Source organism: Microbacterium sp. 69-7 (assembly GCF_001897985.1).
GTDB lineage: Bacteria > Actinomycetota > Actinomycetes > Actinomycetales > Microbacteriaceae > Microbacterium > Microbacterium laevaniformans.
Map to the genome: position 1 here is coordinate 32,046 of NZ_MKRU01000097.1, position 26,074 is coordinate 58,119.

Annotated in this window: 27 protein-coding genes; 15 read left to right on the plus strand and 12 right to left on the minus strand. The window is 70.6% G+C overall.

The features are described 5' to 3' along the window. The first annotated feature begins 7 nt into the window (after window positions 1-7). The 3 genes from BGN98_RS12120 to BGN98_RS12130 are packed head-to-tail and all read left to right on the plus strand — an operon-like array spanning window position 8 to window position 3,136. The gene (locus BGN98_RS12120) at window positions 8-919 is read left to right on the plus strand and encodes a 1,4-dihydroxy-2-naphthoyl-CoA synthase (RefSeq protein WP_036287428.1); all 912 of its coding nucleotides are present in this window, start codon (window positions 8-10) and stop codon (window positions 917-919) included. A 17-nt stretch (window positions 920-936) separates the two neighbouring features. Continuing rightward, entirely contained in the window at window positions 937-2,097 is a 1,161-nt protein-coding gene (locus BGN98_RS12125; RefSeq protein WP_036287426.1) for an AMP-binding protein, read from the plus strand. 55 nt (window positions 2,098-2,152) lie between these two features. Further along, entirely contained in the window at window positions 2,153-3,136 is a 984-nt protein-coding gene (locus tag BGN98_RS12130) for a 1,4-dihydroxy-2-naphthoate polyprenyltransferase (protein ID WP_288121517.1), read from the plus strand. A 30-nt stretch (window positions 3,137-3,166) separates the two neighbouring features. On the opposite strand, the gene BGN98_RS12135 is transcribed toward BGN98_RS12130, so the two are convergent. Next, window positions 3,167-3,445, minus strand: a complete 279-nt coding sequence (locus tag BGN98_RS12135; RefSeq protein WP_036287421.1) for a DUF4229 domain-containing protein — start codon at window positions 3,443-3,445, stop codon at window positions 3,167-3,169. 75 nt (window positions 3,446-3,520) lie between these two features. Between BGN98_RS12135 and BGN98_RS12140 the strand changes: the two genes are divergently transcribed. The 3 genes from BGN98_RS12140 to BGN98_RS12150 are packed head-to-tail and all read left to right on the plus strand — an operon-like array spanning window position 3,521 to window position 6,640. Then, window positions 3,521-3,928, plus strand: coding sequence for a PLD nuclease N-terminal domain-containing protein (locus tag BGN98_RS12140; RefSeq protein ID WP_288121518.1), 408 nt, complete (start codon window positions 3,521-3,523; stop codon window positions 3,926-3,928). 1 nt (window position 3,929) lies between these two features. Next, the gene (gene menD, locus BGN98_RS12145; RefSeq protein WP_288121519.1) at window positions 3,930-5,735 is read left to right on the plus strand and encodes a 2-succinyl-5-enolpyruvyl-6-hydroxy-3-cyclohexene-1-carboxylic-acid synthase; all 1,806 of its coding nucleotides are present in this window, start codon (window positions 3,930-3,932) and stop codon (window positions 5,733-5,735) included. Between the two features lie 41 nt (window positions 5,736-5,776). Beyond that, entirely contained in the window at window positions 5,777-6,640 is an 864-nt protein-coding gene (locus tag BGN98_RS12150) for a polyphosphate kinase 2 family protein (protein WP_288121520.1), read from the plus strand. A 13-nt stretch (window positions 6,641-6,653) separates the two neighbouring features. Here the strand turns inward: BGN98_RS12150 and BGN98_RS12155 are convergent, their stop codons facing one another. Beyond that, on the minus strand, window positions 6,654-7,916 hold the full coding sequence (locus BGN98_RS12155) for an isochorismate synthase (protein WP_036287408.1): 1,263 nt from the start codon (window positions 7,914-7,916) through the stop codon (window positions 6,654-6,656). 71 nt (window positions 7,917-7,987) lie between these two features. Here BGN98_RS12155 and BGN98_RS12160 point away from each other — a divergent pair, with 71 nt between their 5' ends. From BGN98_RS12160 to BGN98_RS12185, 6 genes are all read left to right on the plus strand, one after another. Next, window positions 7,988-8,545 carry a DUF402 domain-containing protein gene (locus tag BGN98_RS12160; protein WP_288121521.1) on the plus strand — a complete coding sequence of 186 codons (558 nt, stop codon included), beginning with the start codon at window positions 7,988-7,990 and terminating at the stop codon, window positions 8,543-8,545. A 63-nt stretch (window positions 8,546-8,608) separates the two neighbouring features. Continuing rightward, a complete protein-coding gene (locus tag BGN98_RS12165; RefSeq protein ID WP_036287402.1) occupies window positions 8,609-9,322 on the plus strand; it encodes a class I SAM-dependent methyltransferase in 714 nt (237 codons plus the stop codon). A gap of 137 nt (window positions 9,323-9,459) precedes the next feature. After that, on the plus strand, window positions 9,460-10,521 hold the full coding sequence (locus BGN98_RS12170) for a polyprenyl synthetase family protein (protein WP_204947710.1): 1,062 nt from the start codon (window positions 9,460-9,462) through the stop codon (window positions 10,519-10,521). A gap of 64 nt (window positions 10,522-10,585) precedes the next feature. Then, the gene (locus tag BGN98_RS12175) at window positions 10,586-11,959 is read left to right on the plus strand and encodes an FAD-dependent oxidoreductase (RefSeq protein ID WP_288121522.1); all 1,374 of its coding nucleotides are present in this window, start codon (window positions 10,586-10,588) and stop codon (window positions 11,957-11,959) included. A gap of 195 nt (window positions 11,960-12,154) precedes the next feature. After that, complete coding sequence (locus BGN98_RS12180; RefSeq protein WP_288121523.1) at window positions 12,155-12,982, plus strand: type IV toxin-antitoxin system AbiEi family antitoxin domain-containing protein; 828 nt, start codon at window positions 12,155-12,157, stop codon at window positions 12,980-12,982. A gap of 120 nt (window positions 12,983-13,102) precedes the next feature. Beyond that, window positions 13,103-14,059 carry an alpha/beta hydrolase gene (locus tag BGN98_RS12185; RefSeq protein WP_288121524.1) on the plus strand — a complete coding sequence of 319 codons (957 nt, stop codon included), beginning with the start codon at window positions 13,103-13,105 and terminating at the stop codon, window positions 14,057-14,059. A gap of 10 nt (window positions 14,060-14,069) precedes the next feature. On the opposite strand, the gene BGN98_RS12190 is transcribed toward BGN98_RS12185, so the two are convergent. After that, the gene (locus BGN98_RS12190) at window positions 14,070-15,485 is read right to left on the minus strand and encodes a D-alanyl-D-alanine carboxypeptidase family protein (protein ID WP_288121525.1); all 1,416 of its coding nucleotides are present in this window, start codon (window positions 15,483-15,485) and stop codon (window positions 14,070-14,072) included. Between the two features lie 244 nt (window positions 15,486-15,729). On the opposite strand from BGN98_RS12190, the gene BGN98_RS12195 reads away from it, so the two are divergent. The 3 genes from BGN98_RS12195 (at window position 15,730) to BGN98_RS12205 (ending at window position 19,153) form a co-directional block, all read left to right on the plus strand. Further along, entirely contained in the window at window positions 15,730-17,484 is a 1,755-nt protein-coding gene (locus tag BGN98_RS12195; protein ID WP_288121526.1) for an AMP-dependent synthetase/ligase, read from the plus strand. A gap of 35 nt (window positions 17,485-17,519) precedes the next feature. Next, window positions 17,520-18,395 carry a DUF1295 domain-containing protein gene (locus BGN98_RS12200; protein ID WP_288121527.1) on the plus strand — a complete coding sequence of 292 codons (876 nt, stop codon included), beginning with the start codon at window positions 17,520-17,522 and terminating at the stop codon, window positions 18,393-18,395. Between the two features lie 512 nt (window positions 18,396-18,907). Continuing rightward, window positions 18,908-19,153 carry a hypothetical protein gene (locus BGN98_RS12205; RefSeq protein WP_288121528.1) on the plus strand — a complete coding sequence of 82 codons (246 nt, stop codon included), beginning with the start codon at window positions 18,908-18,910 and terminating at the stop codon, window positions 19,151-19,153. A 9-nt stretch (window positions 19,154-19,162) separates the two neighbouring features. Here the strand turns inward: BGN98_RS12205 and BGN98_RS12210 are convergent, their stop codons facing one another. From BGN98_RS12210 to BGN98_RS12250, 9 genes are all read right to left on the minus strand, one after another. Continuing rightward, a complete protein-coding gene (locus BGN98_RS12210; protein ID WP_288121529.1) occupies window positions 19,163-19,480 on the minus strand; it encodes a helix-turn-helix transcriptional regulator in 318 nt (105 codons plus the stop codon). Window positions 19,481-19,764: 284 nt separating this feature from the next. Further along, window positions 19,765-20,109, minus strand: coding sequence for a helix-turn-helix transcriptional regulator (locus BGN98_RS12215; protein ID WP_288121530.1), 345 nt, complete (start codon window positions 20,107-20,109; stop codon window positions 19,765-19,767). 123 nt (window positions 20,110-20,232) lie between these two features. Next, window positions 20,233-20,928 (minus strand): DUF3800 domain-containing protein, encoded by a 696-nt coding sequence (locus BGN98_RS12220; RefSeq protein WP_288121531.1) that lies wholly within the window; start codon window positions 20,926-20,928, stop codon window positions 20,233-20,235. Between the two features lie 97 nt (window positions 20,929-21,025). Further along, complete coding sequence (locus BGN98_RS12225) at window positions 21,026-21,292, minus strand: hypothetical protein (RefSeq protein WP_288121532.1); 267 nt, start codon at window positions 21,290-21,292, stop codon at window positions 21,026-21,028. A 58-nt stretch (window positions 21,293-21,350) separates the two neighbouring features. After that, on the minus strand, window positions 21,351-21,887 hold the full coding sequence (locus BGN98_RS12230; protein WP_288121533.1) for a hypothetical protein: 537 nt from the start codon (window positions 21,885-21,887) through the stop codon (window positions 21,351-21,353). Continuing rightward, a complete protein-coding gene (locus tag BGN98_RS12235) occupies window positions 21,887-24,673 on the minus strand; it encodes a coiled-coil domain-containing protein (protein ID WP_288121534.1) in 2,787 nt (928 codons plus the stop codon). The genes BGN98_RS12230 and BGN98_RS12235 overlap by 1 nt, the downstream gene beginning before the upstream one ends. 5 nt (window positions 24,674-24,678) lie before the next feature. Next, on the minus strand, window positions 24,679-25,113 hold the full coding sequence (locus BGN98_RS12240) for a hypothetical protein (RefSeq protein ID WP_288121535.1): 435 nt from the start codon (window positions 25,111-25,113) through the stop codon (window positions 24,679-24,681). After that, complete coding sequence (locus tag BGN98_RS12245; protein WP_288121536.1) at window positions 25,113-25,724, minus strand: hypothetical protein; 612 nt, start codon at window positions 25,722-25,724, stop codon at window positions 25,113-25,115. The genes BGN98_RS12240 and BGN98_RS12245 overlap by 1 nt, the downstream gene beginning before the upstream one ends. After that, the gene (locus tag BGN98_RS12250; RefSeq protein WP_288121537.1) at window positions 25,721-26,065 is read right to left on the minus strand and encodes a helix-turn-helix domain-containing protein; all 345 of its coding nucleotides are present in this window, start codon (window positions 26,063-26,065) and stop codon (window positions 25,721-25,723) included. The genes BGN98_RS12245 and BGN98_RS12250 overlap by 4 nt, the downstream gene beginning before the upstream one ends. Window positions 26,066-26,074 lie beyond the last annotated feature (9 nt).

The following is a 26,074-nucleotide window of genomic DNA, read 5'->3' on the forward strand; positions in this document are numbered from 1 at the left end:
TGGGCGGGTGACCGACTCCTTCGTCTCCGAGCTGTTCGATCCCGCGGAGTGGATGCTCGCTGCGGGTGCGGACGCGTACACCGACATCACGGCGCACGTCTCGCGCGACGGTCGCATCGCGCGCATCGCGTTCGACCGTCCCGAGGTGCGAAACGCCTTCCGCCCGCACACCGTCGACGAGCTCTACCGCGCCCTCGACATCGCCCGCCAGGACCCGCGCATCGGGGTCGTGCTGCTGACGGGCAACGGTCCGAGCCCGAAGGACGGCGGCTGGGCGTTCTGCTCGGGTGGCGACCAGCGCATCCGCGGTCGCGATGGCTACACGTACGCCGCCGACGACGCGACCGCTCCCGACCCGGCACGCGCCGGTCGCCTCCACATCCTCGAGGTGCAGCGCCTCATCCGTTTCATGCCGAAGGTCGTCATCGCGGTGATCCCGGGGTGGGCCGCGGGCGGAGGGCACTCGCTGCACATCGTGTGCGACCTGTCGATCGCGAGCGCCGAGCACGGCCGTTTCAAGCAGACGGATGCCGATGTCGGATCGTTCGACGCGGGTTACGGCTCGGCGTACATGGCCCGCCAGGTCGGCCAGAAGATCGCCCGTGAGGTGTTCTTCCTCGCCGAGGAGTACTCGGCCGCCCGTGCCTACGAGATGGGTGCGGTCAATCGCGTCGTGCCGCATGCGGAACTCGAGCGCGAGGCGGTCGCGATGGCGCGGACGATCCTCGGCAAGTCGCCGACGGCGATCCGCATGCTGAAGTTCGCGTTCAACGCGATCGATGACGGGATGGTGGGTCAGCAGGTGTTCGCGGGGGAGGCGACCCGACTCGCGTACGGCACCGACGAAGCCGTCGAAGGCCGCGATGCCTTTCTACAGAAGCGCGATCCCGACTGGTCGCCGTACCCGTACCACTACTGACCTCCCCGGAGACGAACGTGCGCCTGGAGAGGGTCGACGCGACGGATGCCCGCGCGGTGCTGCGCGGTCTGCGCTCGGCGGTGCTCGGCGCCGGGCCCGCGATCGCGCTCGGCGGAGAGGACGACCTGCCTCGGGAGGTGCCGGCCGGGACGGCGGTGGTGGTCACCACGTCCGGTTCCAGCGGCTACCCGAAGGCCGTCGCGCTCAGCCGGTCGGCGCTGACGGCGTCGGCGATGGCGACGGCCGCGCGCATCGGCAGCGGATCGTGGCTGCTCGCGCTGGCTCCCGGCTACATCGCCGGTGTGCAGGTGCTGGTGCGCGCGCTCGTCGCAGGCAACGAGCCTGCTGTCGTCGCGGGACCGTTTCGTACCGCGTCGTTCGTGGCGGCGGCATCCTCGATGGCGTCCAGTCGCGGGGGCGAGCGGGTGCCGACGTTCACCTCGCTCGTCCCCGCACAGCTGCAGACGCTTCTCGACGAGCCCGCCGGATGCCGCGCGCTCGCCGGCTTCGCGGCGGTGCTCGTGGGTGGGCAGGCCCTGCCGCCGGCGCTCGCCGCGCGCGCGAACGAGGCCGGCATCCGTATCGTGCGCACGTACGGATCGAGTGAGACGGCCGGCGGCTGCGTGTACGACGGCATCCCGCTCGACGGCGTGGGCGTGCGCATCGTCGACGGGGAGGTGCACGTGTCGGGGCCGACACTCGCGGACGGCTACCTCGGCGAGCCGGAGCGCACCTCCGCCGCGTTCGTGCGCGACGACGCGGGTGTGCGCTGGTACCGCACCGGCGACGCCGGTCGCTTCGACGGTCGGCTGACGGTCACCGGCCGCCGCGACAACGTCATCGTGTCGGGTGGAGTCAACGTCTCGCTCGACCGTGTCGAGCGGATCGTCCGCACCCTGCCCGGATTCGTCGACGCGGTCGTGGTGCCGGTCGCCGACGAGCGCTGGGGTGAGGCGTCGATCGTCGTCGCGGTCGGCGCCTCATCGTCGGATGCACCGGTCGATGCCGACCTGCCGGCCGTCCGCGACCTCGTCGGCGATGAGCTCGGCGCCCCGGCGCGGCCGCGTGCCATCCTTCGGGTGCCGCGACTGCCGACGCTCCCCAGCGGTAAGCCCGACCGGGCCGCCCTCACGGCGCTCGCGCGCACGTGGGCGGAGAGCTCCGGCGACAGCCGCTGATGCGGGCCGCCGGCGTCACAGCGGATCTATGCCCATCCGGGCATAGGATTCTGGCGTGGCAGGCAGCACCCGGAAGAAGAAGTCGCGCGCGGCGCATCACGCGAAGCAGAAGCCGCGCGGCAATCCGCAGCGCGCGCGTGTGTCGGGCGATCCCGCGCACGTGACACGGGCCACCGCGCGCGACTGGATCGGCGCCGCGCGCCTGCGGACGCTCCCGCTCGCCGTCGCGCCCGTGGTCATCGGCACGGGGGCGGCTCGTCTCGACGGGACGCCGCTGCGCTGGGTGCTGGCCCTGTGCTGCCTGGTCGTGGCGGTGGCGATCCAGATCGGCGTCAACTACGCGAACGACTACAGCGACGGCATCCGCGGTACCGACGACCACCGCGTCGGCCCCGCCCGCCTCACCGCCTCGCGTCGGGCGAAGCCGCGCACCGTTCTCACGGTCGCCTTGGTCTTCTTCGCCATCGCGGCCGTGGCGGGCATGGCCATCATCATCCGTACCGGTTACTGGTGGATGGCCCTCATCGGGGCGGCCTGCCTCGTCGCCGCGTGGTTCTACACCGGCGGAAAGCGACCCTACGGCTACGCGGGACTGGGCGAGCTGTTCGTCTTCGTGTTCTTCGGCCTCGTCGCCACGGTGGGCACCACGTTCGTGCAGATCGGGACGGTCCCGCAAGAGAGCTGGTTCGGCGGCGTGATCGCCGGCCTGCTGGCCTGCGCCGTGCTGCTGGCGAACAACCTCCGGGACATCGATCAGGACCGTCTCGCCGGCAAGCGCACCCTCACCGTGCGCATCGGTCGGCGCGCCACGCAGGTGCTGTTCACGGTGCTCGTCGTCATCGCCTTCGCCCTCGTCGCCATCCTCGCGGTGTTCTACCCGCTGGCATGGCTGGCGATGCTCGCGCTGATCCCCGCGGCGTGCGCCGTGCTGATCGTCTGGACGTACCGCGCACCGCGCGAGCTGGTCGTCGCGCTGGGGCTGACCTCGCTGACCTCGCTGGCCCTGTCGCTGCTGCTCTACTGGGCCTTCACCGGCTGAGCACACGCCCTCGCGGGGCGGCCGAGGAGCTCACTCCGAGGGCGTCGAGGTGACCTGGTCGGCCGCGGCATCCTCGGCGTCCTCGTCGCGGTCGCGGCGGGTGCGGCGCCGCGCGGCGAGACCTGCGGTCAGATCGTCGAGCGGGCGGCGCAGGAAGAGCACCGAGAGGCTGAGCCCGATGAGCGCGGCGAAGATCGCCGACAGCCAGTAATACTCGCGCATGATCGGGAAGAGCATCATGATCGCGAACGGCACGACGAACACCAGCAAACGAAGGACGGTGTAGACGAGGGCCGAACGGACACGCATGCGTCCAGCCTACGCGCGCGGCGTCGCGCCGCCGACCTCGGATCTCGCAGTGTTCGCGCCGCCTAAGATGGAAGGGTGGTGCGCATTCTGCTGCCTCTGGCGCTGTTGCTGATCGCCTTCTGGGTGTACAGCATCGTCGACTGCGCCCTGCAGCCGCCCACGCGTCACCGCGGCGTCAGCAAGCCGCTGTGGATCGTCATCGTCGTGCTGCTTCCGGTCATCGGCGGCCTGATGTGGTTCGTGGTCGGTCGCGGCCGAGCGCGGCCCCAGAACGCTTTCCGCGCACCCGACGACAACCCCGACTTCCTCGGGAGCCTGCGCAGCGTCTCGATCGCCGATCAGGACGAGCGCATCCGTCGCCTCGAAGAGGAGCTCGCCGCCCTCGACGCCGAGGGGCCCGATCCCGACCGCGGCCCGCAACCGCATCCGCCGGTGAGCGGCGACGACGACCCGGACGAGCACCGTCGCGGCAGCGTCGCCTGACATGGACGACAGCGCTCTCGCCGGTCGTGCACCGGCGACGGATGCCGCGGCCGCCCTGCTCGGACGCCTGGCGGAACTCGGGGTCGCCCACATCGTCGTCAGCCCCGGCTCGCGCTCTCAGGCGCTTGCCCTGGTCGCCGCCGAGCTGGAGAGTCGCGGCGACGTACGCGTGCACGTGCGCATCGACGAACGCGTCGCCGGTTTCACCGCGCTCGGCATCGGCCGCGAGTCCGGCATGCCCGCCGCCGTCGTGTGCACCTCCGGCACCGCGGTCGCGAATCTGCTGCCCGCGGCTCTCGAAGCGCATCACGCCGGCGTGCCCCTGCTGCTGCTCACGGCCGACCGTCCTCCCGAGCTACGCGGCGTCGGCGCCAACCAGACGACGCGCCAGCCCGGAATGTTCGCGCCGAACATGCGTCTGGAAGAAGACCTGCCCGTGCCCGACGCGCTCGATGCGGACGGCACCGGCGAGCAGTCGATGATGCTCCGCCGGGTCGCGGAGGACGCGGTCGCGGCCGCCCTCGGCGCGGGCACGAGGCAGGCCGGACCGGTGCACCTCAACCTGCCGCTGCGTGAGCCCCTCGCCGGTGTGCTGCCGTCGTGGCTGGGCACGACCGAGCTCGACCTTCCCGCGCCCGCGCTCGGCCCCGACGTCGCCGGCGACGAGCTGAGCGCGACCGAGCCGTCGGGAGCGCTCTACCAGGGCGGCGGCGGCATCGGCGAGGCGAACCATCCCGCCGACCCGGAGGTCGATCCGCACGTGCTGGTGCGTGGCCCCCGCACCGTGGTGATCGCCGGGGCCGATGCCGGCCCCGCTGCCGAGGCGCTCGCGCACGCGGGCGGCTGGCCGCTGATCGCCGAGATCGTCAGCGGCGCCCGCTTCGGCCGTAACGTCGTCCACGGCTACCGCGGGCTGCTGCGCGACCCGGAGCTCGGCGGCCGCATCGAGCGCGCCGTCGTCTTCGGTCATCCGACGCTCACGCGCGAGGTCACGGCGCTGCTGTCGCGTGCCGAGGTCGAGGTGCTCGCCGTGCGCGGGCCGGGAGAGCCCCTGAACCTCAACGGCGTCTCGGTCTCCGTCGACGCCGTCGTGGCCGCCGTCGGCGACATGGACCGCGACTGGTTCGGCGCCTGGATGCGGGCCTCGCGCGCGGCGGCCGTCGATCTCGCCCCGCCGGCTCCGGATGCCGCCGCGCTGTCGTCTGCGGTGCCGGCCGAACGCCTCGGCGCCATCGCGTCCGAGCTCGCCGTCGCGCGCGCCCGGATCGACCGCGCGGGACTCGTCGATGCCGTGTGGCGGGCGACCTGGCCGCACGACCGCCTGTTCTTCGCTTCGTCGCGCCTCGTGCGTGTGGCTGACGGCGTGCTCGCCGGCAAGAAGGTGCCGGTCCACGCCAACCGCGGTCTCGCCGGCATCGACGGCACCATCGCAACCTGCATGGGGATCGCGATCGCGAGCCAGGCCGGCGGCGACGTCGGCGTGACCCGCGTGCTGACCGGAGATCTCGCGTTCCTCTACGACGTGGGGGCGCTCTTGCTGCCGGTCGGCGAGACGGCGCCGCGGCTGCAGGTCGTCGTCGGCAACGACGGCGGGGGCACGATCTTCGACGGCCTCGAGGTCGCCGAGATCGCCGGGCCCGACGCCATGCAACGCGTGCTCTACACGCCGCAGGACGTGGATCTGGCCCCGCTGGCCGCCGCATACGGCTGGGAGTACGTGCGCGTCGCCACGCGCGCCGAGCTCGACCAGGCCCTCACCGCCCGCGTCGTCGGGCGACAGATCATCGAAGTCGCCCTCGCTCGCTGAACGTCCTGGCCCTATCCGCCTGCCCGCGCCATGATGTGGGGATGACCGCGAAAAGCCAGAAGAACTGGAACGCCGATCCCGCCGACCTCCTGCGCGCCGGCCCGGGTTTCCGTCTCGCCGACCTCGATCCGGCATCCACTCCGGGCTACGACGGCGACAAAGACCAGGGACAGAGCGACCTCGAGGCGGGTGCGGACGAGCTCGATGAGCTGCAGGAGCGCCTCTACGCGCAGAGCCGTGTCGAAGAGGGCGCTCCGGCAGTGCTGCTGGTGCTGCAGGCGATGGACTCCGCGGGCAAGGGCGGCATCGTCCGCCACGTGGTCGGATCGGTCGATCCGCAGGGCGTCGCGCTCGCCGCGTTCAAGAAGCCGACGCCCGAGGAACTCGCGCACGACTTCCTGTGGCGCATCGAGAAGCGTGTGCCCGCACCCGGCTTCATCGGGGTGTTCGACCGGTCGCACTACGAGGACGTCCTCATCGGCCGGGTGCGGGCGCTCGCGCCTGCCGACGAGATCGAGCGCCGCTACGACGCCATCGTCGCCTTCGAGAAGGGGCTCGTCGATCGCGGCATCCGCATCGTCAAAGTGATGCTGCACATCTCCGCCGACGAGCAGAAGAGCCGGCTGGGGGAGCGGCTGGAGCGGCCCGACAAGCACTGGAAGTACAACCCCGGTGACGTCGATGAGCGCCGCCTGTGGGACGAGTACATGGCGGCCTACCAGACGGTGTTCGAGCGCACCTCGACGCCCGAAGCCCCGTGGTTCGTCGTGCCCGCGAACCGCAAGTGGTACGCGCGTCTGGCCGTCCAGGCGCTCCTGCTGGATGCCCTCGAAGACATCGATCCGCACTGGCCCGCCGCCGACTTCGACGTCGCGGCCGAGAAGAAACGCCTCGCCGATAGCTGACCCCGGGCGCGCCCTACGCCAGGGCGTCGACGATCGGGCGGAACTTCACGCGGGTCTCGAGCATCTCGGCCTCGGGGTCGCTGCCGGCGACGATCCCGGCGCCGGCGTGCGCGCGGAACGGGATGCCGTCGGCATCCGCCGCCGCGAGATCGAACTGGGCCCCGCGCAGCGCGATCGCCCACTCGCCATCGCCGTTCGCGTCGACCCACCCGACGGGTCCGGCGTAGCGGCCACGGTCGAACGGCTCGATGCGACGGATCGCGGCCAGGGCGGCGGCCGTCGGCGTTCCCGCGACGGCCGCCGTCGGGTGCAGCACCCCCAGCAGGTCGAGGGCGGAGGTCTCGGGGGCGGTCGTGGCCTCCACATCGGTCGCGAGGTGCCAGACGTTCGGCAGCGCGAGAGTGAACGGCTGCTCCGCGGCCGCCAGCGCGCTCGCGTGCGGCGAGAGGGCGTCGACGAGACTGCGCACGGCGTACTGGTGCTCGGCGAGGTCCTTGGCGCTCGTCGCCAGGCGCAGCGCCGCCTCGCGATCGGCATCCGGTCCCGACCCCCGCGCGACGGTGCCGGCCAGCACGCGCGCGGTCACCTGGCCGCCCGAGACGGTGACGAGCGTTTCGGGGCTCGCGCCGATGAGCCCGTGCACGGCGTAGACCCACGTGTCGGGGTACGCGGAGGCGAGCGAGCGTGCGAGTCGGCGCAGGTCGGCGCCGGCGGGAACCGTGCCGGCCAGCTCCCGAGCGAGCACGACCTTGCTGACCTCTCCGGCGGCGATGGCGGCGAGCCCGGCACGGACCGCATCCTGATAGCCCTCCGGAGTCAGCGCGCCGGGTCCCACCGCGGCCGACCAGTGCGGGCCGTAGCCGATCGCGCGGGGCTCGTCGGGCTCGGGGGCGCCGTCGTCGGGCAGCACCCAGCTCACCCAGGTGCGGCCGTCGCGCGTGCCGATCGTCATCCGCGGCACCGTCAGCACCGCGGTCGCGGCCGACTGCACGTCGAACGGCAACGCGCCGAAGGCGATCAGGCCGCTGCCGGAAACGCCGACGTGGTCGTCCACCGTCGCCGCCGCCGCAACCGCGCGCCAGCGGTCGGCGAGGGTCGCGGCATCCGCCGCCGGCACCTCCATGCGCAGCGCCGAGCCGACGCCCACGAGCCACGATCCCCGTCGCGCCCACACCAGGGGGTTGGCCGGGTCGGCGTATTCGAGCAGGTCGTCGATCGCGGCGATCTCCCGGCTCACGATGCGCAGGCGGGGTGGCAAGAGCGGCGCGGAACTCACCCGATCAGCCTAATCCGCCGGGCGCACGCCGCAGCCGGGCGCCGAAGGTGAGGGCGGGTTAGGCTCCCGCCATGACCGATCGACCCGCGCCCGGCACCCCGCTCGTCTTCCGCTGGCGCAAGTGGGACGGCGCGCCGCACTGGGAGCACGAGTGCGTGTATCTCGGCAGCGACGTCCACGGCGACTGGGTCGGTCAGCGCGACGGCTGGCGCAGTGCCCGACCGGGCGTCGACACGGTCAGCGACGGCGACAACGTCACCCTGATCCCGCCGAGCGGCGAATACGCCGCCACCCTCAACGCGACCCACCCGCGCATCGCGATCTACATCGATGTGGCGTGGGATCTGCGATGGGATGCCGCGGCGGACCCCGCCGGCATCCCGAGCCCCACGGGCATCGACATGGATCTCGACGTCGTGCGTGCCCGCGACGGCCGCGGCACCTGGATCGACGACCGCGACGAGTGGGACGAGCATCGCGTGCAGTACGGGTATCCCTTGGACATCGTCGAGCGCCTCGAACGCGTCGCCCTCGAGCTCGAGGTCGAGGTCCGTGCCGAGCGGGCGCCGTACGACCAGGCGACGGCGGCGCGCTGGCTCGCCGTTCTCGCGGCGCTGCCTCATCGCTGAGAGCCGCCGCGCTGCCGCGCCGCCGCGCTGCCGCGCTGCCGCGAGCGCGCCTAGGATCGAAGGGTGAGTGAACACCGCGCCGACCTGGGCAAGGATCCGTCCCGCGTGAGCGGCATGTTCGACGAGGTCGCCGCCGGTTACGACCGCACGAACACCGTGCTGAGCCTCGGCAACGACCGGCTGTGGCGCATCGCCACGACGCGTGCCATTGCCCCGCGGCCCGGCCAGCGCATCCTCGACCTCGCCGCCGGAACCGGCGCGAGCTCGGTCGCCCTGGCGCGCAGCGGCGCAGAGGTGGTGGCCGGCGACTTCTCGCCGGGCATGATCGCCGAGGGCCGCCGTCGTCACGGACACGTGCCCAACGTCACCTTCGTCGAAGCCGATGCGATGGCGCTGCCGTTCGCCGACGGCGAGTTCGACGTCGTCACCATCTCGTTCGGCCTGCGCAACGTCAACGACCCGAAGAAGGCGCTCGCCGAGATGCTGCGGGTGACCGCCCCCGGCGGCATGCTGCTGGTGTGCGAGTTCTCGCACCCGCAGAACCCCGCGTTCGCGAGCCTCTACCGGTTCTACAACGACCGGATCCTGCCGACGGTGGCGCGCAGCGTGAGCTCGAACGCCGACGCGTACGACTACCTCAACGAGTCGATCAAGGACTGGCCCGACCAGGTGACGCTCTCGTCGTGGATCCGCGACGCCGGCTGGACCCGCGTCGCCCACCGCGACCTCACCTTCGGCATCGTCGCGCTGCACCGCGCGGTCAAGCCGCTCGTCTGAGCCCCGTTTCGACTCGCTGCCCTCGCTCACCGAGCGGGCGAGACAGCGACTCCCGGTCGTTGAGCGAGGGCGCGCAGCACCCGAGTCGAAACGGCCTCCGCGACCGCGGGTGCGACGGCCGCGGGTAGGCTGGGAGGGTGACTGCGAGCTCCTCCGCTGCCGGTGCGCGATTGACGGCCAACCTCGGTCTGGCCGAGCGTGTGCTCGCCGGTCCCCGGATGCGCAAACTGCTCGCCGTCGTCGAGGACGGCCTCGACCGCGTCGAGGACACCCTCGCCCGTGAGCTGCGCGTCAGCGACGCCCTCGCCGATGCCACGACCCGCTATCTCTACGAGGCAGGCGGCAAGCGGGTGCGGCCCATGCTCACCCTGCTCACCGCGCAGCTGGGCGAAGGCACCACAGAGAACGTCATCACGGGTGCCACGGCCCTGGAGATGACCCACCTGGGCTCGCTCTATCACGACGACGTCATGGACGGCGCGGACGTGCGTCGCGGGGTGCCCAGCGCCCACGCCGTCTGGGGCAACAACGTCGCCATCCTCACCGGCGACCTCATGTTCTCGCGCGCCAGCCAGCTCATGGCGCAGATCGGCGAACGCGCGATCCGTCTGCAGGCCGACACGTTCGAGCGTCTCGTCCTCGGACAGATGCACGAGACGGTCGGCGCTCAGGCCGGTGAGGACCCCGTCGAGTTCTACCTCCAGGTGCTGGCCGACAAGACCGGATCGCTGATCGCGGCATCCGCTCAGGCCGGCATCCTGTTCTCGGACGCGCCGTCGGAGTACCGCCGTCCCGCGCTGGAGTACGGCGAGAAGGTCGGCGTGGCCTTCCAGTTGCTCGACGACGTCATCGACCTCTCCGACGATCCCACCGAGACCGGCAAGGTCCCCGGTACCGACCTGCGCGCCGGCGTGCCGACCATGCCCTACCTGCTTCTCGCCCGGGCCGCCGACCCGGCCTCGCGCGCGCTGAAGGCCACGATCGACGACGGCGTGGCGCGCATCGCCGACGGGGCAGACCCCGCGATCCTCGATGAGGCGATGCAGCAGCTGCGTACGCACGCCGTGACGGCCGAGACCCGTGCGAAGGCGTACGAGTGGGCGGATGCCGCGATCGCGGCGATCGATCCGCTTCCGGCCGGTCCCGTGCGCGATGCGCTGGTCAAACTCGCCCACGTCATCGTCGACCGCTCCAGCTGATCGCGTCTCGACCCGGGCCTGCCGGCCCTCGCCCCACGACCGGATGAACACGAAGGACACACCCATGACCAAGCTGAGGCTGGCCATCGTCGGCGCGGGCCCCGCCGGCATCTACGCGGCGGACATCCTGTTGAAGGCCGAGCGCAAGTTCGACGTCTCGATCGATCTGTTCGACCACCTTCCCGCTCCCTACGGACTCGTGCGCTACGGCGTCGCCCCCGACCACCCCCGCATCAAGGGGATCATCACCGCCCTTCGCGACGTGCTCGATCGCGGTGACATCCGCATCTTCGGCAACGTCCGCTTCGGTCAGGACCTCACCCTCGACGACCTGAAGCAGCACTACAACGCCGTCATCTTCGCCACCGGTGCGATCAAGGATGCCGACCTCGACATCCCCGGCATCGATGCGGCCGGCTCGTTCGGCGCGGCCGACTTCGTCAGCTGGTACGACGGCCACCCGGACTTCCCGCGCGAGTGGCCGCTGGATGCGGCATCCGTCGCCGTGATCGGAAACGGCAACGTCGCGCTCGACGTCGCGCGTGTGCTCGCCAAGCACGCCGAAGACCTCCTCGTCACCGAGATCCCCGCGAATGTGCAGGCCGGGCTGGAGGCTTCGCAGGTGACCGACGTGCACGTGTTCGGTCGACGCGGCCCCGCCCAGGTGAAGTTCACGCCGCTGGAGCTGCGCGAGCTCGGCGAGCTGCGCGACGTCGACATGGTCGTCTACGACGAGGACTTCGACTACGACGAGGCGTCGCGCACCGCGGTCGCCAGCAACAAGCAGGTCATGGTCATCGACCGGGTGCTGCAGTCGTGGCGTCAGCGGCCGGGCGTCAACAACGCCGGAGGCGCGGCGTCGCGCCGGCTGCACCTGCACTTCTGGGCCAAGCCCGTCGAGGTGAAGACCGACGACAGCGGCCGCGTCGCCGCTCTCGTGTACGAGCGCACCCGTCCGGACGGTCAGGGCGGCGTCATCGGCACCGGCGAGCTGCGCGAGGTGCCGATCCAGCAGCTGTACCGCGCCGTCGGCTACTTCGGATCGCCCCTGCCGGGCGTGCCGTTCGACAAGAAGCACGGCGTGATCCCCAATCACGAGGGTCAGGTGCTGCACAAGGACTCCAACGAGCGCGTGCCCGGCGTCTATGCGACCGGCTGGATCAAGCGCGGCCCGGTCGGACTCATCGGGCACACGAAGTCGGACGCGATGGAGACGATCAGCCACCTCATCAATGACCAGGCGTCGTGGTGGCAGCCCGCCGACCCGTCGCCGGAGGCGATCCCCGCCCTGCTGGCCGAGCGCGGCGTCGCCTGGACGGATCTGGACGGGTGGCACCGCCTCGACGAGCACGAGGTCGCTCTCGGCGCCCCGCACGAGCGTGCGCGCATCAAGGTCGTCGACCGGGACGAGATGGTCCGGGTCTCGCGCGGCGAGTAAGCCGTCGGTTCGGGAGGAGATGTCGCGTCGGGAGGTCGTTTTCGCGGCATCCGTCCTCCCGAACGGAAATCTCCTCCGCTGGCGCGCACGGGTGGGCCTGCTTCGACTCCTCCCCAGCGGGGCGAGGCGACAGGTTGTGCACGGATGCCGCGGCGCGCGGGGTCGCCGGCTGTGGCTCGGGTCACGATGTCGCACATGGATGCCGCGACGTGGGCCCGTGCACGCGGAGGCGTGGTCCGCAGCGATCGGATCGCTCGAGCCGGATACGGGCGCGGTGCGCTCGACCGCGCGGTGGCGCGGCGGGAGCTGGTGCGCGTGGCTCGCGGCTGGCTGGCCGTACCGGATGCCGACCCGCACCTGACCGCGGCGGCACGGTCGGGCGTGGTGATCTCGTGCGTGACGCAGGCGCGCCGGCGCGGCTGGTGGGTGCACGACGACGACGCGCGCGTTCACGTCGCCGCTCACGCTCACGCCGGGAGGGCGCCGACGGCCACCGCGGTCGTGCACTGGGCGCGGCCGGTGGTGCCGCGGCATCCGGATGCACTGGTCGATGCTCCCGAGAACGTGCTCGCTGCGGTCGCCGCGTGCCAACCGTTCGAGGTCGCGTTGGCGGTGTGGGAGTCGGCTCTGCGGAAGGAAGAGGTCAGCGCCCCGGCGCTGGCACGGCTTCGCCTTCCGGCCTGTGCGCGCCGTGTGCTCGCGGCGGCGGAGGTCTGGTCCGACTCGGGATTGGAGACGATCGTCGTGCCCCGGTTGCGGTGGATGCGTCTGTCGCTGCGGCGCCAGATCTGGATCGCCGGCCACCGCGTCGACCTGCTCATCGGCGAGCGGCTCGTCCTGCAGATCGACGGCGGCCACCATGTCGGAGCGCAGCGCGATGCCGACAACGCGCACGATGCCGCCCTCATGCTGCTCGGGTATCACGTGATCCGCGTCGGCTATCGACAGGTGATCCATCAGTGGGAGCAGGTGCAGGACGTGCTCATGCGTGCGGTCGCCCAGGGACTCCACCTCGCGCGCTGAACCGCCCGGGAGGAGATGCCGCGTCGGGAGGTCGCTGCCGCGGCATCCGTCCTCCCGAACGGAAATCTCCTCCGCTATCCCCGTCGCCCCGCACAGAGGGGCCGCGGATAGGCTGGCGACATGGTGGGCGAGTGGGTCGCAGACATCCTCGGGCCGGGCTTCGAGCAGCTCACGCTCGAGCTCGGCGTGGACGCCGCTCCCGCCACCCTCGTGCGATCCCTCCCGCGGATGCCGTGGCTGCGACCGTTGAACGGTGTGGACGTGCTGTACGTGCACGGGTGGTCGGACTACTTCTTCCAGACGGAGCTGGCGCACTTCTGGACGGGCCTCGGTGCCCGGTTCTACGCCCTGGACCTGCACGGATACGGCCGGAGCCTGCGCCCGGGGCAGATCCCCGGATACGTCACGACGCTCGACGACTACGATCCCGACATCGCCGCCGCCCTCGCCGCGATGGGCACGCACGATCGCGGCCGGCGGCTCGTGCTGCTGGGGCACTCGACGGGAGGACTCACCCTGAGCCTCTGGGCGGCACGGCATCGCGGCGCGGCCTCCGCCGTCGTGCTCAACAGTCCGTGGCTGGAGCTGCAGACGGGTGCGATCGGGCGTCAGGCCATCGCCCCGATCATCGCGATGCGGGCACGCTTTGACCCTCTCGGCGCGCACCCAGTCGTCGATCTCGGCTTCTACACGCGCGCGCAGCGCGAACTGGGGACCCTGCCCGACAGTCCCGAAGGCTGGCGTCCCGAGCGGGGCTTTCCCACCCATCCGGGGTGGCTCGCCGCCGTGATGCGGGGTCACGCCACGGTCGCCGGCGGCCTGACGATCGACGCCCCGGTGCTCACCCTGCTCTCGGCCGCGTCGACCACGCCGCTGCAGTGGACGCCGGAGATGACCTCCACCGACAGCGTGCTGGTGGTCGCCGACATCGCCCGGGCGGCGACGCGGGTCGGCTCTCTCGTGACGGTCGCGCACATCGACGGCGCGATCCACGACGTGTTCCTGTCGGCGCCGAAGCCGAGGGATGCCGCGTACGGCGTGCTGCGCCGGTGGCTCGTCTCGGGCGCGCTGGGCTGATCCGCGCCGCTCAGCCGCCGGCGGTGGGAGTCGGGGACGGGCTCACGCTCGGCGACGGCGACGGCGCCGGGCCGCCGAGCAGCGAGGGGTGGGTCAGCTTCCACCAGTCGTCGGGAGGGGCGATCGTTCCGCGCACGGCCACCGCGACGCTGGCACTGCGGCCGCCGGAGGTCCACGTGGCGATGCCGATCTGCTGGCCGTCCTGGCCGGTCGGCGCAATCGTCAGCGTGATCGATGCGGTGATCGGCGTATCGGACCACGTGAGCAGGCTCTCGTCGCGTGACAGCACCAACTGCGCCTCCCCGCCCCAGGGGCTCGTCACCGTGCCGACCGGTGTTCCCGCTTTCGCGACCGGCACCAGGTGCACGCCGGCGGCGACGCTGCGCAGCGCGGTGGTGACATCGGCATCCACCTGCTCCCGCGACTGCCCATCGAGCGAGACGCCGACGATCTTCAGCGGTTCGCCCAGTCCGGGGTTGCTCGTCGCGGTGTAGAGCAGTGCGAACGTCCCGGCGCCGAGGTTGCCCGTCTTCAGGCCGGTCACACCGTCGCTGCCGAGCAGATCGTTGGTGTTGTCCACCTCTCCGACCGTCGGGACGGTGGCTGACGGCATCGACGTGATCCGGGCGAGCGCGGGATTGGCCGCGGCGAGCTGTCCGATGGCGAGCAGATCACTCGGTGTGCTCGTGTTGCGCTCATCGATGCCGGTGGGCTCGACGATCGTCGTTCCGTTCAGCTGGTGAGCCTGGAGCCACGTGCGCGTCGCGGAGACGTAGCCCGAACGGGAGCCGAAGGCCCACATCGCCACCGCGTCGGCATAGTTGCTCGCCGACGGCAGCAGCATGGTGGTCAGGGCGTCGCGCAGCGACATGGAGCTGCCGGTCGGCATGGCGGCCACCGTCGCGCCGAGCACGTAGTACTGGTCGTACAGGTCGTGGTCGGCCTTGTCGAACGTGATCGTCGGACCGGGGTCGTCGGCGCTCTGCAGCGGATGAGCGTCGAGCACGACGAGCGCGGTGATCAGCTTGCTGATGCTCGCGATCGGTCGGGGCTGGTCGTCACCGCTCACCGCGTGCAGTCCCGCCGCCCCCAGATCGCCTGCGGCGCCGACCACCGAGATCGCGGCGGCCCGTCCGGAGGGCATCGCCAGCGCTGCCGGGGCGCCCGGCGCCACGGTCGGAACGCGTGTCGTCGTCTCGAGCGCGGGCAACGGCGCCGAGAGGGCCCACGCCGTGTAGCCGCCGGCGCCGGCGACGATCGCGAGCACGACACCTGCGGCGATCAGCCAGCCACGGCGGCGGCGGCGCCGACGCCGGCGCAGGCGCTCGGCATCCTCGGCGGACAACGACACGTGCGGCGCACCGCTGGGGGCCGAGGCCATCAGGTCGGCGAAGTCCTCGAGCCCGTCGTCGTGCGGCATGGTCATCGGCCTCCCCGTCTGGTGACGGCGCGCGCCGGGAGCCGCGGCATGACAGCGGAGGAGCTCACTCTGCGAGCGTATCCGGTCGCGCACGCGGCGAGAGCCTCCATACCGTGTCGGCGGGCGTTTCGGCAACCCATCCGGGCGTCGGGCGCGAGCGTGGCAGGATCTTGGAGCGGACACCCGATCCGATCGGGCCACGGCTCCGAACAAGAGGCAGCTACGCCCATCCCGAAGGAGAGCTCCGTCCGTGAGAGAAGTCTCGACTGCGCCGCTTGCCGACCTGTCGGCGTACCGCAATGTGACCGACCTGCTGACGCGTCGGGTCGACGAGGCTCCCGACCACGTCGCCTTCGACGTGCGCGAAGGAGAACGGTGGCGGCCGGTGACCACAGCGGCCTTTGCCGCCGAAGTGAGCGCGGTCGCCAAGGGGCTGCTGGCCGACGGCCTGCGACCCGGCGACGCCGTGGCGATCATGGCCCCGACGCGCTACGAGTGGGCCGTCGCCGACCTGGCCGTCTGGTTCGCGGGAGGCGTCGTCGTGCCCGTGTACGACTCCTCCGCGCCGAGCCAGGTCGCGGCGATCGTCGCCGACGCCGGCGTGCGTGTCGCTTTCTTCGGTGACGAGCGCTCCCGGTCCGCGTTGACGGCGGCCGGGGTGCCGACCGTCCTGTCCCTGACGCGTGGCCTGGCCGACCTCGCCGCTCGCGGCGGCCTCGTCGACGACGCCGCGCTCGAGCGTGCCCGCACGGATGCCGGCCCCACCTCGCCCGCGACGATCGTCTACACCTCGGGCACGAGCGGCACGCCCAAGGGCGTCGTCCTCAGCCACGAGAACTTCCTCGGGCAGGTGCTCAACATCGCCGCCGCGTACTCCGACATCGTGCGCGCGGACGGCAGCACGGTGATCTTCCTTCCCCTGGCGCACGTGCTGGCCCGGGGGCTGCAGCTGATCTGTCTCGCCAGCGGCATGCGCATCGCTCATCTCTCGGAGCCGTCGGAGGTCGTCGCCTCGCTCGCGGAGCTGCGCCCGACCTTCCTCGTGGTCGTGCCCCGCATTCTCGAGAAGATCGCCGCGGCGGCCGGGGCGAAGGCCGCCGACAAGCACCTCGGGCGGGTCTGGGATGCCGCGGTTCGCACCGCCACAGAGCTTGCACGGCGTGAGGAGCAGATCGACGACGGCGAGAGGCCCGCGTCGTCGTGGAGCCTGGAGCTGCGTCGCCGCGTGTTCGACGCCCTCTTCTACCGTCGCATCCGCGGCCTCATGGGCGGGCGCATCGGCTACGTGCTCTCGGGCGGCGCGACGCTGCCGTCACGGCTGTCGCTGCTGTTCCGCGGCATGGGCATTCCGGTGATCGAGGGGTACGGGCTGACCGAGACGACCGCGCCTCTCACCGGCAACCTTCCCGGTCGCATCCGCTCGGGCACCGTCGGGGTGCCGCTTCCCGGCTCGACCGTGCGCATCGCCGACGACGGCGAGGTGCTCGCGAAGGGCGTCGGTGTGTTCGCCGGCTATCGCAACGCGGACGACGACCGTGACGCCTTCGTCGACGGCTTCTTCCGCACCGGTGATCTCGGCAGGCTCGACGAGCGCGGCCGTCTCGTGCTGGAGGGACGCGTCAAGGACGTCGTCACGACGTCGGGTGGCAAGACCGTCGCCCCCGCGCGGTGGGAAGCGGCGATCGAAGAGCACCCCGTCATCTCCTCGGCGGTGACCGTGGGGGAGGGGCGGCCGTATCTGACCGCACTCATCGTGCTCGACCAGGATGCGGTCACCGCCGCACGCGGCAGCGCCGTGGCGCTGGATGACCCCGACCTCCGCGCAGAGGTGCAGCGGGCCGTCGACGAAGCCAACGCGCTGGTCTCGCGCAGCGAGCAGGTGCGACGGTTCGCGCTCGTCTTCGCGGATGCCGAGGATCGCGAGGTCGTGACGCCGACGCTGAAGATCCGGCGTCGTCAGCTGCTCGATCGCGAGTCGGGCACCATCGACGCCCTCTACCTCTGACCCGCCCTCCTACGCCCCACAACCGGAGAACTCCCATGTCACAGCGCCCGGGCGCCATCCTCGTCACCATCCTCGTCGCGCTCGGCATCGGCGCAGCGCTCGCCGTCGCCGGCGGAAGCGCCGGCGCATCGTGGGGCGGCATCCCGCTGTTCGCGCTCGCGGTCGTCGTGGCATTCGCGATCCAGGTCGTCGCCTACATTCCGGCGGCGCTACTGTGTACCGAGAAGTTCTTCGATCTCACGGGAGGCCTGACGTTCGCACTGGTCGCGATCGTCTTGCTGGCGGCCGTCGCCCCGGCCTCGGTGCGGGCGTGGGTGCTGGCCGCCATGATCGTCGTGTGGGGGGTGCGGCTGTCCGTGTTCCTGTACGTGCGGGTGCACGCGCAGGGCGCGGACGGCCGCTTCGATGACATCAAGATCAACCCATTGGCGTTCCTGCGGGTCTGGATCATCCAGGGTCTGTGGGTCGCCGTCACGTCGTCGGCCGCGTGGGTCGGCATCACCGCTACCGCCGCGGGTGGGCTCGACGTCTGGATCGTCATCGGTGCCGTGGTGTGGCTCGTGGGCCTGCTCATCGAGGTCGTCGCCGACGGGCAGAAGGCGGCGTTCCGCAAGGATGCCGCCAACAAGGGGCGCTTCATCGATTCGGGCGTCTGGGCGTGGTCGCGGCATCCGAACTACTTCGGCGAGATCCTCGTCTGGGTCGGCGTCGCGATCGTCGCGCTGCCGGCGGCCGTGGGCTGGCAGTGGGTCACCGTGATCTCGCCGCTGTTCGTGATCCTTCTGCTGACGCGGGTGAGCGGCCTCCCGATGCTGGAGAAGCGCGCCGACGCGCGCTGGGGTGACGAGCCGGCCTATCAGGAGTACAAGAAGCGCACCCCGGTGCTGGTGCCCGGTCTCGGTCGCGGGTAGGGCCTCGGGCGGCCGCGGCCTGAGACCCGCAGCCTGCGAGAAGCAGCATTCCCGCGGCGGTCACCGCGGTCACCGCGGGCGCCGCTACCAGGCGGCGTGAGCGTCGTCGGATGTCATGCACGCCGAAACCTTACGGTTCCCGGTGATGAACCCGGTGAGTGCCGGGCGGGTCGCCGGGTCGCCCCGGTGCGCCGTCCCTCGCCCTCATCGCCCCGGTGCCTCGTCGCCCCGGCGCAGGCAATCTGCCCGGCGCAGGCAAAGACGGCCCAGATCGGCCTGTTCTCGGCAGATCGCCTGCGCCGAGCAAGCCGCTTCGCCCCGGTGCCCGGCTTACCGGTAGTTGACGAATCGCACCGCCGCTAGGGTGCGCTGGTGTGGAACGCGCGAGCCGCGGAATTGCGCGGCTGCGCACGGCTCACACGGTCAGCGTCAGCGCAGGATCGGGAGAATCTTGCGGACTCTGTGCGGACTCGACCTCGGGCGATGGGGTGGGTCTGAGCTACGTTGAGCGCATGTCTGATGATCTGCGGAGCATCATCCGCGAAGAACTCGAGCGAGCCTTCCAGCGGGGCCGGATCGCGATGCCGTACGACGAGGCCGCGCGCGCCGTGGGCCTGAGCCATGAGATGCTCCGACAGGCAGTGAGGCGCAACGAGCTGGTGCCGAAGTACGCCGGCACCAAGCCGCTGTTCACCCCGGAAGAGCTGCGTCGCTGGGTCGAATCGCTCCCCGATGAGCCTGTGCACCATGCGCGATAGTGGCGCGGATCACCCCTCCTCCCGCGTCGCGAGCCACTCTTCGACAACCTCGGGTTTCCATCGCAGGTAACGTCCGATCTTGATTGCCGGCGGCCCGTATGGGACCGGACGTGACCGCCAGTCGTAGATGGTCTTCGCAGGCACGCCGAGCCTCACGGACAGCTCCTCGACGTCAAGGAGGGCTCCGGGCGCACGCCCTGCAGCGTCCGCGGCGGCGGCGGGCGTCCTGGCGCGGTTGTCGTCGAGCGTCTCGATTGCGATGAGGATTGCCTGGGCGAGGTGCTGTGCGATCGCCTTGGCGGCGCGTTCGCGAGAGGAACTAGTCATGCCTCTAGCCTCTGCCTCGTCGCCGAGCGTGACGAGAACACCGTTCGCAAGCCGATGCTCCCGACCGAGGCTGCTGCGCTCGGCATGGCCATCGAAGAGATGGAGAAGCCCGCCGCGATGGAGCGGATGCTTGCGGGCAAGGCACCCTGTGCCACCGGTGGCACAGGGTCGGAAGAGGGCTACCGGTCGCGGGATATCGCTGCTGAGGCCGTGGGCATGTCCACCGCGACATACACGCGGTTGAAGACGCTCATCACCACCGCTGCCGATGTACGCGCGGGCGTCTACGTTTCGGTGTGCGTCGCCAGCCAAGCGGCCACGACCTCTGGTTTCCACCGCAGGTACTTGCCGACCTTGAACGCCTGCGGTCCGTGGACGGGGCGCATCGTCCGCCACCGGTAGATCGTCTGGACCGCGACGCCGAGCTTCTCCGCGACGTCCTCGACGGTCAGGAGCGCACCTGGCGCCCGTTGTGCGGCCGGCGGCGTCGGCGGTGCTGCCACGGGTTCGGGTGGCGCCTTGCGGGGGTCCTGGGCGGCTTCGAGGGCGATCAGGAGCGCTTCGGCGAGGTGGTGAGCGATCGCTGCTACGGCTCGTTCGCGTGGTGTGGGGGGGGGGGGCATGGTCATCACGATCGCATCGCGGCGCGCGTCTAGCTGACTGTCAGCGGTGGATGCTACATTGCGAGTACGACGAGCCGGATCCCGGAGCGTTGTTCGCCGAGGGCCCCACGCATGTGGGGCTTTCGTGCGTCAGGGGTCCCATCGGCGGTGCTTCGCGACGATAGGGCGGAGAGTCCACCACAACGTGTCGACGAGCTTCACCGCCCTCGCGTCCTGGGTCTGATGTGCGTCCCGCCGCCGGTAGAGGTAGACGGCGAGGTCGATGAACTGCAGTCCGGGTGACGCGGATGAGTCGGCGAACATCATCTGCTCGATCCGGGCGAGCTTGCTGGGCCGGTAGCCCGGTGTGCCGATCTTCTGGTAGATCCCGAACCGTCGCGAGTGTGCTTCCTGGTCGGTGACCTGGTCGCAGATCACGATGACCTCCTCGCCCTTGCTCGCGGCGTACGTGTTGACGTCTTCGAGCACGTGTCGGAGGCAGACAAGGTGCGGAGGGTCAGGATAGGCGTATCGGGCGTTGAGTCGTGCGACGTCCACCCCTTGGATGTAGACGACCGCGGGGAGTGTGGCGAGCTTGGTGAGAGCGTGCCGGTATATCTGGCCGGCGGCGCGGTGCTTGTTCCTGATGGGCTCCCAGCCGTCGCGACCAGCCATGATGCGGTGCCCGTGGAACTCGGTGCCCATCTCGACTCCGAAGCCCGCGGCGTACGCAGCGGCCTCCTTGAGGGCATCGCCCATCTGCCCGATGTCGTCGACGCTGATGACGAGAGCGGCGACGTAGTAGCGGTCCTGTGTGTAGGACTCGTCTATGAAGGCGAAGAGCACGGGCCCACCCTAGACGACGCCTCCCCCACACCGACGGCCCGTGCGGACCACCTACGTGCCCCGCGGGCGGGGCAGTTTGCTGCACGTGGTGGTGCGGTCAGTCGAGACCCATGTCTCGCTCCGCGATCCGGTCTTTCAGGATCTCCCTGAGCGTCGTACCGATCGTCATCACCGCGTTGGTGAGAGTGACGATCTGCATGCGCGCGGACAAGATAGCCACAGCGTCCGGCGATATGGGCGTCGGCCCACCGCCCGGATTGACTTGCCGGTGCAGCTCCAGCTCCTCGGCAGCGATCTTCTCGAGCTGCGCGGTCATGTCTTCGAGCGCTGCGCTGAGCGCCTTGGCCTGCTCGGCTTCAAACACGGTGTTCCCTTCGGTTGGATGGCGGCGAGCTCAGGCTATGGGCTCTCGCCGACATCGGTCAGCGGAGGAAGAGGATCGAGCCTGACACGCTCACCGACGGCACCGTATACGCCTCTGGGAACGACGCGAACGCGCTCACCGCGATGGAAGAGCCTGGAGTGAGATCCGTGAGCACTGCCGATGCTGCGGTCGCCACAGAGCCGTAGAGCCCCGCGGGAACGCTGTTGCGCATCGTGTTCCTCGCGGCGCCTTGGATGCCTGCGGAGACGAGGACCGTAGCCCAGCCAGTGGTCTGGCTGCTCTTCAGGCCGGCGGCGGCCGTGACGGACACGAGGGCGCGCGTGTACCCGTCGGGAACGGGGGTGCTGATCTGCGCGAACTCCGTCACCGAGGAGGACACGAACGGGCTGTCTAGCCGGTAGAGCGTGACGGGGATGACGGCGAGGCGGGCGGTTTCGATGCCCTGTTGGAGCGCGCTGTTTATGCTCGTGCCGGTCGGGCTCTCCAGCTCAATGAGACGGCGTTCGATGTCGCCGAGCTTGTAGCGGAAGACGTCGAGGCCCTCGCCGATTGGTGTGCGGTAGCCGTTGCCCATTAGAGCAGCCCCGTCAGGACGCGCTTGACCTCGCCGCCGATGATCATCGAGAGCACCCGCGGATCCTCCTGGTTGGTGCCGGTGACGTTGATGTTGATCACGGGTGCCTCCTTCGTGATGGTCGCGGTGGGAGTGGGCGTGCTGGTCGCGGGTGACGGGGTGAACCCGGCGTTGATCTGCTTCAGCAACGCCCGGTTCCGGTCCGCCTGGCCGAACACGTTGCCGACGACCTCCTCACCCCGGGCGAGGCGGTACAGCCCCGCGGTGTCTGAGCCGGCCGTGCCGGGGCCCGTGACGGTTCCACCGGTGCCGCCGCCGGCGAGCCCCCGGATGGTGCCGCCGTTCGCGTACGCGAGCTTCAGGCCGCCTGTGGTGGCGAGGTTCTCTGCCCCGTGCATCTGGACGGCGATGTTGATGTTGCGTTCGATGCTGGAGATGAGGTCCTTCACACGTTGCGCCTTCGCGAGAGCCTCGTCGGCGTCGACCTCGACCTTCGTCTTCGGCACCTGCGCGGGGATCTGGAACAGCTTGTCGATGAACGCCTGCACCTGATCCCGGTCCTCACCGAGCTCGACGGCGTGCTCGATGATCGCCGTCTTCATGTCGATGAGCTTCTGACGGGCCTCATCCGACGAGGCGCCGTTGTCGCGGTACGCCTGAGCGGCATCCTGCGCGGCGCGGACGGAGCTGAGGAGCTCGCCCCGGTTGGCGACTGCGGCCGAGGACATGCCCTCGAGCGACGTCGTCGCGCGGTTCACGTCTTTGCCGGTCTTGTCGATGTGGGCGCCCATGTTCGCCAGAGACGAGTCGAAACGGTTCTGCGCTTCCTCGGCGCTGATTACCTTCCCGTTGAGTCGGTCCATGGCGTCTTTGAGGAGGCCGGCGGCGTCGTTCTGGAGGTACATCTGAGCGGTGGCGCGTTGCGTCGCCCCGGCGTTGTCGTCCTGCTTCGCCCGCGCGTCCTGCAGCGCACCAGCGGTGATGCCCAGGGCGGCTGCCACGGCCTCGTCAGCGCGCTGCTGCGCCTGGGTGGCGACGGTCATGCCCTTGGTGGCTTCGGTGCGCTGCTGGGCGGCGTTCACCGACCCTTCGATGGCGGTGTTCTCCCCGAGCACGGCCGCCTTCACGCGGATCGCGTCCTGCGAATAGCCGACGGCGAACGTATGAGCGTCGTTCCAGCGGAGCCCGTTCTCTTCGATCAGCTTGTTCACTCGTGCGAGGGCATCGACGTTGCCGAGGGTCGCATCGGTGACGTCTTCGAGGGGAATCTTGAGTCGCTTCGCCGCGTCGAGCGCGCCCTCGTCTTGCAGCTTCTTGACGGCCGTGAGGCGCACGTTGTCACGGATGGCACCATTGTCAGCTTCGACGGCGGCGGTGTAGTCACGCATCGAGTCGGCCGCGGAGTCCGTCTTGATCATCGTGACCGCGAGGATCCCGGCAAGGGCCGACAGGCCCGCGACGATCCAACCGATCGGACCCGTGCCGATCGAGATCGCACCGTTCAGGAGCGTCATCGACCCGGCCGCGTACGCCATCTTCTCGGTGATGAGCGCGAGCATCGGCGCGACGAACCCCCACGCTTTGAACGCGACCGCACCCCAGGTGAGCCCGGCGATCAGCGAGCTCAAGACGTCGACCGGGATTCCGTTGATCGCGTCACCGATGCCGGTCAGCACGCCGAGGCCGATGGTGCCCAGAGGGGCGAGGGCCTCCAGGATGTGCATGATCGCGGAGGTCAGGGCTCCGAGCGCGTCTGTGACGCGGGGAAGCATGCCCAAGGCGTAGCTACCGAACTTCTCGATCCCGCCGCCTTCGGTCCAGGCCTTGAAGCCCTCGGTGAGGGTGCGGACATAGATGCCTGCGGTCAGGAACAGTGGGTTCAGGACGCGGAGGGAGTTGATCGCCCCCGTGAAGACGTTGGCGCCGGACTGGCCGAGCAGGGTGGAGAACTGGCCGACCTGCTTGTTCAGGTCCGGCATCGCCGAGTTCGTTTCGGCGACGACACGACGGAAAGAGGCGAGCATCGCCACAGCTGACGTCTGCGCGAGGATGCCCATTGAGCCCTTGAGGCTGTCGATGCCGGCGCGGTAGTCCTGCCCCGTGTCGGAGCCGCGCTTCAGCTCTTGGTTGATCCCGAACAGCGCTGCGATGCCAGCCGCGCCCATGCCCGCGAAGCCGCCGGCGAGACCGATCGTCGCCGCGCCCACCGGTGCGAGGAGCGGCACCAGGAGGGCGACGGCCGTCGCGATTGCACCAACGCGGGTCACGGACGTCTTGTTCGCCTCGTTCGCCTTGATCGTCGAGGCGGTGTTTACCTCGCGGGCGGCAGCGAGAGCCAGCTCCGACGCGGTCACCTTGTCGTTCGCGGAGTCCAGACGCTTCACCGCCTCGGAAAGAGCGAGCTGCGCGGACGCGTACCGCGACCCCGTCGTGATGCCCTTCTCTTCCAGCTCGTTCAGCCGCCTCTGCGCGAGCGCGGCGCGCGCGTAGGCCGTGTCGGCGGCCGACATCGCCGCCGTGAGACGGGTCTGCGCGGCCGTGACCTTCCCCTGCGTGCCGGCGAGCTTGCCGGTGCTCCCGTCCACAGCGTCGACAGCGGCCTTCGTCGCGGCCATCTTCGCCGTGACGGCCGCCGCGTTGTCGTTGATGTGGATGTCGGGGCGGAGCGCGCCGAGCTCCCGCGCATCCTCCTTCGTCTGAGCGACCGCAGCCTTCCACTCGGCCCGGTCCGCGCGGATCTTCGCGACGATCGAGCCGACGGTGGTGGGACCGGAGTCAACGCCCATCGTCGTTAGCCCTTGGTCGGGTCGGTGAAGAGCTGGGCGATGCGGTCGGCGACGTCCTTCGGGTCCGTGCCGGTGCCGATCGTCGTGGCGGGGCCGGTGACGCGGGGGAGGTCGCCCCGCGGTGTCGCGCTGTGGGTGACGACGCTACCGTCGCCGTACAGGCCCTGAGCGGGCTTCGCGGGGTCGCTCAGGCTCGCCGGCCACGGAGCGCGACCGAGATACGCGTCGAGCTCGCCAGCGGCGAACGCAGATGCGATGTGATCCGGCGTCGCCTGGTCCACCCACGCCTGATCCCGCTGGATGCCGGGGATGGTGCCGACCGCAGGGTCGGTGCGCACCGCGCGGCCCTGCAGAGCGTCGAGCTCGCCAGCGGCGTCGGCCGCCGCGATCTGCTCGGGTGTCGCGGACGCGAGCCACGCCTGGTCGCGCTGCACGGTCATCAGCGGACCTCACCGATCGCATCGAGCATCCGGTAGACGCTCTCGATCGCTGCGTCACCTTCCGGACGGACGCTGACGCTGTTGTCCGCAACGCCGAAAACGTTCGCGAGTGCGGCGGGGGCGCTGACGAGTTCGATCGGGACGCCGTCGACGCGAGGGGTGCCGAACTTCGTGATGCCGCGCTCCGTGGTGCCGTGTGCGATCCGGAAGCCGTCGATGCGGCGGAGCCAGTCGGAGACGATCGCGTCGTGTTCCTCGACGAGACGGGTGAAATCGCGCGCCGCGGCCTCCACGGCCTTCAGCGCAGCGGTCATAGCGTCTCCTGCGCCGGGAGCGGTCGCGTGGACTTCCTTGCGCAGCGCCTCCATGCTGCGGATGCGCATCGCGGCGACGTACCGGTCGCGGCGAGCCTGCTGGCCCTGTGCGAAGAGCTTCGCGAACCGTGACTTGCGTTCGGCGTTCTCGACGTCGTCGAGCGCGACACTGCGGTCGCCGCTGGCGATGGCGTTCTCGAGCGCCTCCGCCTCGGACGCGGCCTCCTTCGCAGCTCGCTCAGCGGCGCGCACGTCCGCGTCGGTCACTCGTTCGATGTCGTCGGTGGTGCTCGTCATGTCGTGCCTTTCCTGTGGCGGTACAGCTCCAAATCAGTGCGGCGAATCATCCACACCCCGGCCACTTTCTCCGCCGCCAGTCGGCTGCTCCCGATGGCCTTGCGAAGGGCCTGAGGGGAGCAGCCGATCAGCCGGGCGGACTGAGTGACCGAAAGGAGTTCACCTGCATCCAGCCTGTTCCCCGCCTCGTTCGGGGTTGCGCGATCGCAACCTTCCGTGTCGAGGAGGACCGCAGCGAGCACGTTGCTGTCCTCCAGGACCAGCGGGTATCGACCTCCCGCAGCTTGCGCCCGCGCCACGGTGAGCACCCGCCGGAGCCGCTCGGCGAGATCGGGAGTCACAACGGCGAC

What these genes read in the sequence shown, in the direction of transcription:
- BGN98_RS12135 (WP_036287421.1), bottom strand. Translation starts at nt 3,445, where the DNA reads ATGCGTGTCCGTTCGGCCCTCGTCTACACCGTCCTTCGTTTGCTGGTG.
- menD (WP_288121519.1), top strand. Translation starts at nt 3,930, where the DNA reads ATGGACGACAGCGCTCTCGCCGGTCGTGCACCGGCGACGGATGCCGCG.
- BGN98_RS12150 (WP_288121520.1), top strand. Translation starts at nt 5,777, where the DNA reads ATGACCGCGAAAAGCCAGAAGAACTGGAACGCCGATCCCGCCGACCTC.
- BGN98_RS12160 (WP_288121521.1), top strand. Translation starts at nt 7,988, where the DNA reads ATGACCGATCGACCCGCGCCCGGCACCCCGCTCGTCTTCCGCTGGCGC.
- BGN98_RS12175 (WP_288121522.1), top strand. Translation starts at nt 10,586, where the DNA reads ATGACCAAGCTGAGGCTGGCCATCGTCGGCGCGGGCCCCGCCGGCATC.
- BGN98_RS12180 (WP_288121523.1), top strand. Translation starts at nt 12,155, where the DNA reads ATGGATGCCGCGACGTGGGCCCGTGCACGCGGAGGCGTGGTCCGCAGC.
- BGN98_RS12185 (WP_288121524.1), top strand. Translation starts at nt 13,103, where the DNA reads ATGGTGGGCGAGTGGGTCGCAGACATCCTCGGGCCGGGCTTCGAGCAG.
- BGN98_RS12190 (WP_288121525.1), bottom strand. Translation starts at nt 15,485, where the DNA reads ATGACCATGCCGCACGACGACGGGCTCGAGGACTTCGCCGACCTGATG.
- BGN98_RS12200 (WP_288121527.1), top strand. Translation starts at nt 17,520, where the DNA reads ATGTCACAGCGCCCGGGCGCCATCCTCGTCACCATCCTCGTCGCGCTC.
- BGN98_RS12205 (WP_288121528.1), top strand. Translation starts at nt 18,908, where the DNA reads ATGTCTGATGATCTGCGGAGCATCATCCGCGAAGAACTCGAGCGAGCC.
- BGN98_RS12210 (WP_288121529.1), bottom strand. Translation starts at nt 19,480, where the DNA reads ATGACTAGTTCCTCTCGCGAACGCGCCGCCAAGGCGATCGCACAGCAC.
- BGN98_RS12215 (WP_288121530.1), bottom strand. Translation starts at nt 20,109, where the DNA reads ATGACCATGCCCCCCCCCCCCACACCACGCGAACGAGCCGTAGCAGCG.
- BGN98_RS12230 (WP_288121533.1), bottom strand. Translation starts at nt 21,887, where the DNA reads ATGGGCAACGGCTACCGCACACCAATCGGCGAGGGCCTCGACGTCTTC.
- BGN98_RS12235 (WP_288121534.1), bottom strand. Translation starts at nt 24,673, where the DNA reads ATGGGCGTTGACTCCGGTCCCACCACCGTCGGCTCGATCGTCGCGAAG.
- BGN98_RS12240 (WP_288121535.1), bottom strand. Translation starts at nt 25,113, where the DNA reads ATGACCGTGCAGCGCGACCAGGCGTGGCTCGCGTCCGCGACACCCGAG.
- BGN98_RS12245 (WP_288121536.1), bottom strand. Translation starts at nt 25,724, where the DNA reads ATGACGAGCACCACCGACGACATCGAACGAGTGACCGACGCGGACGTG.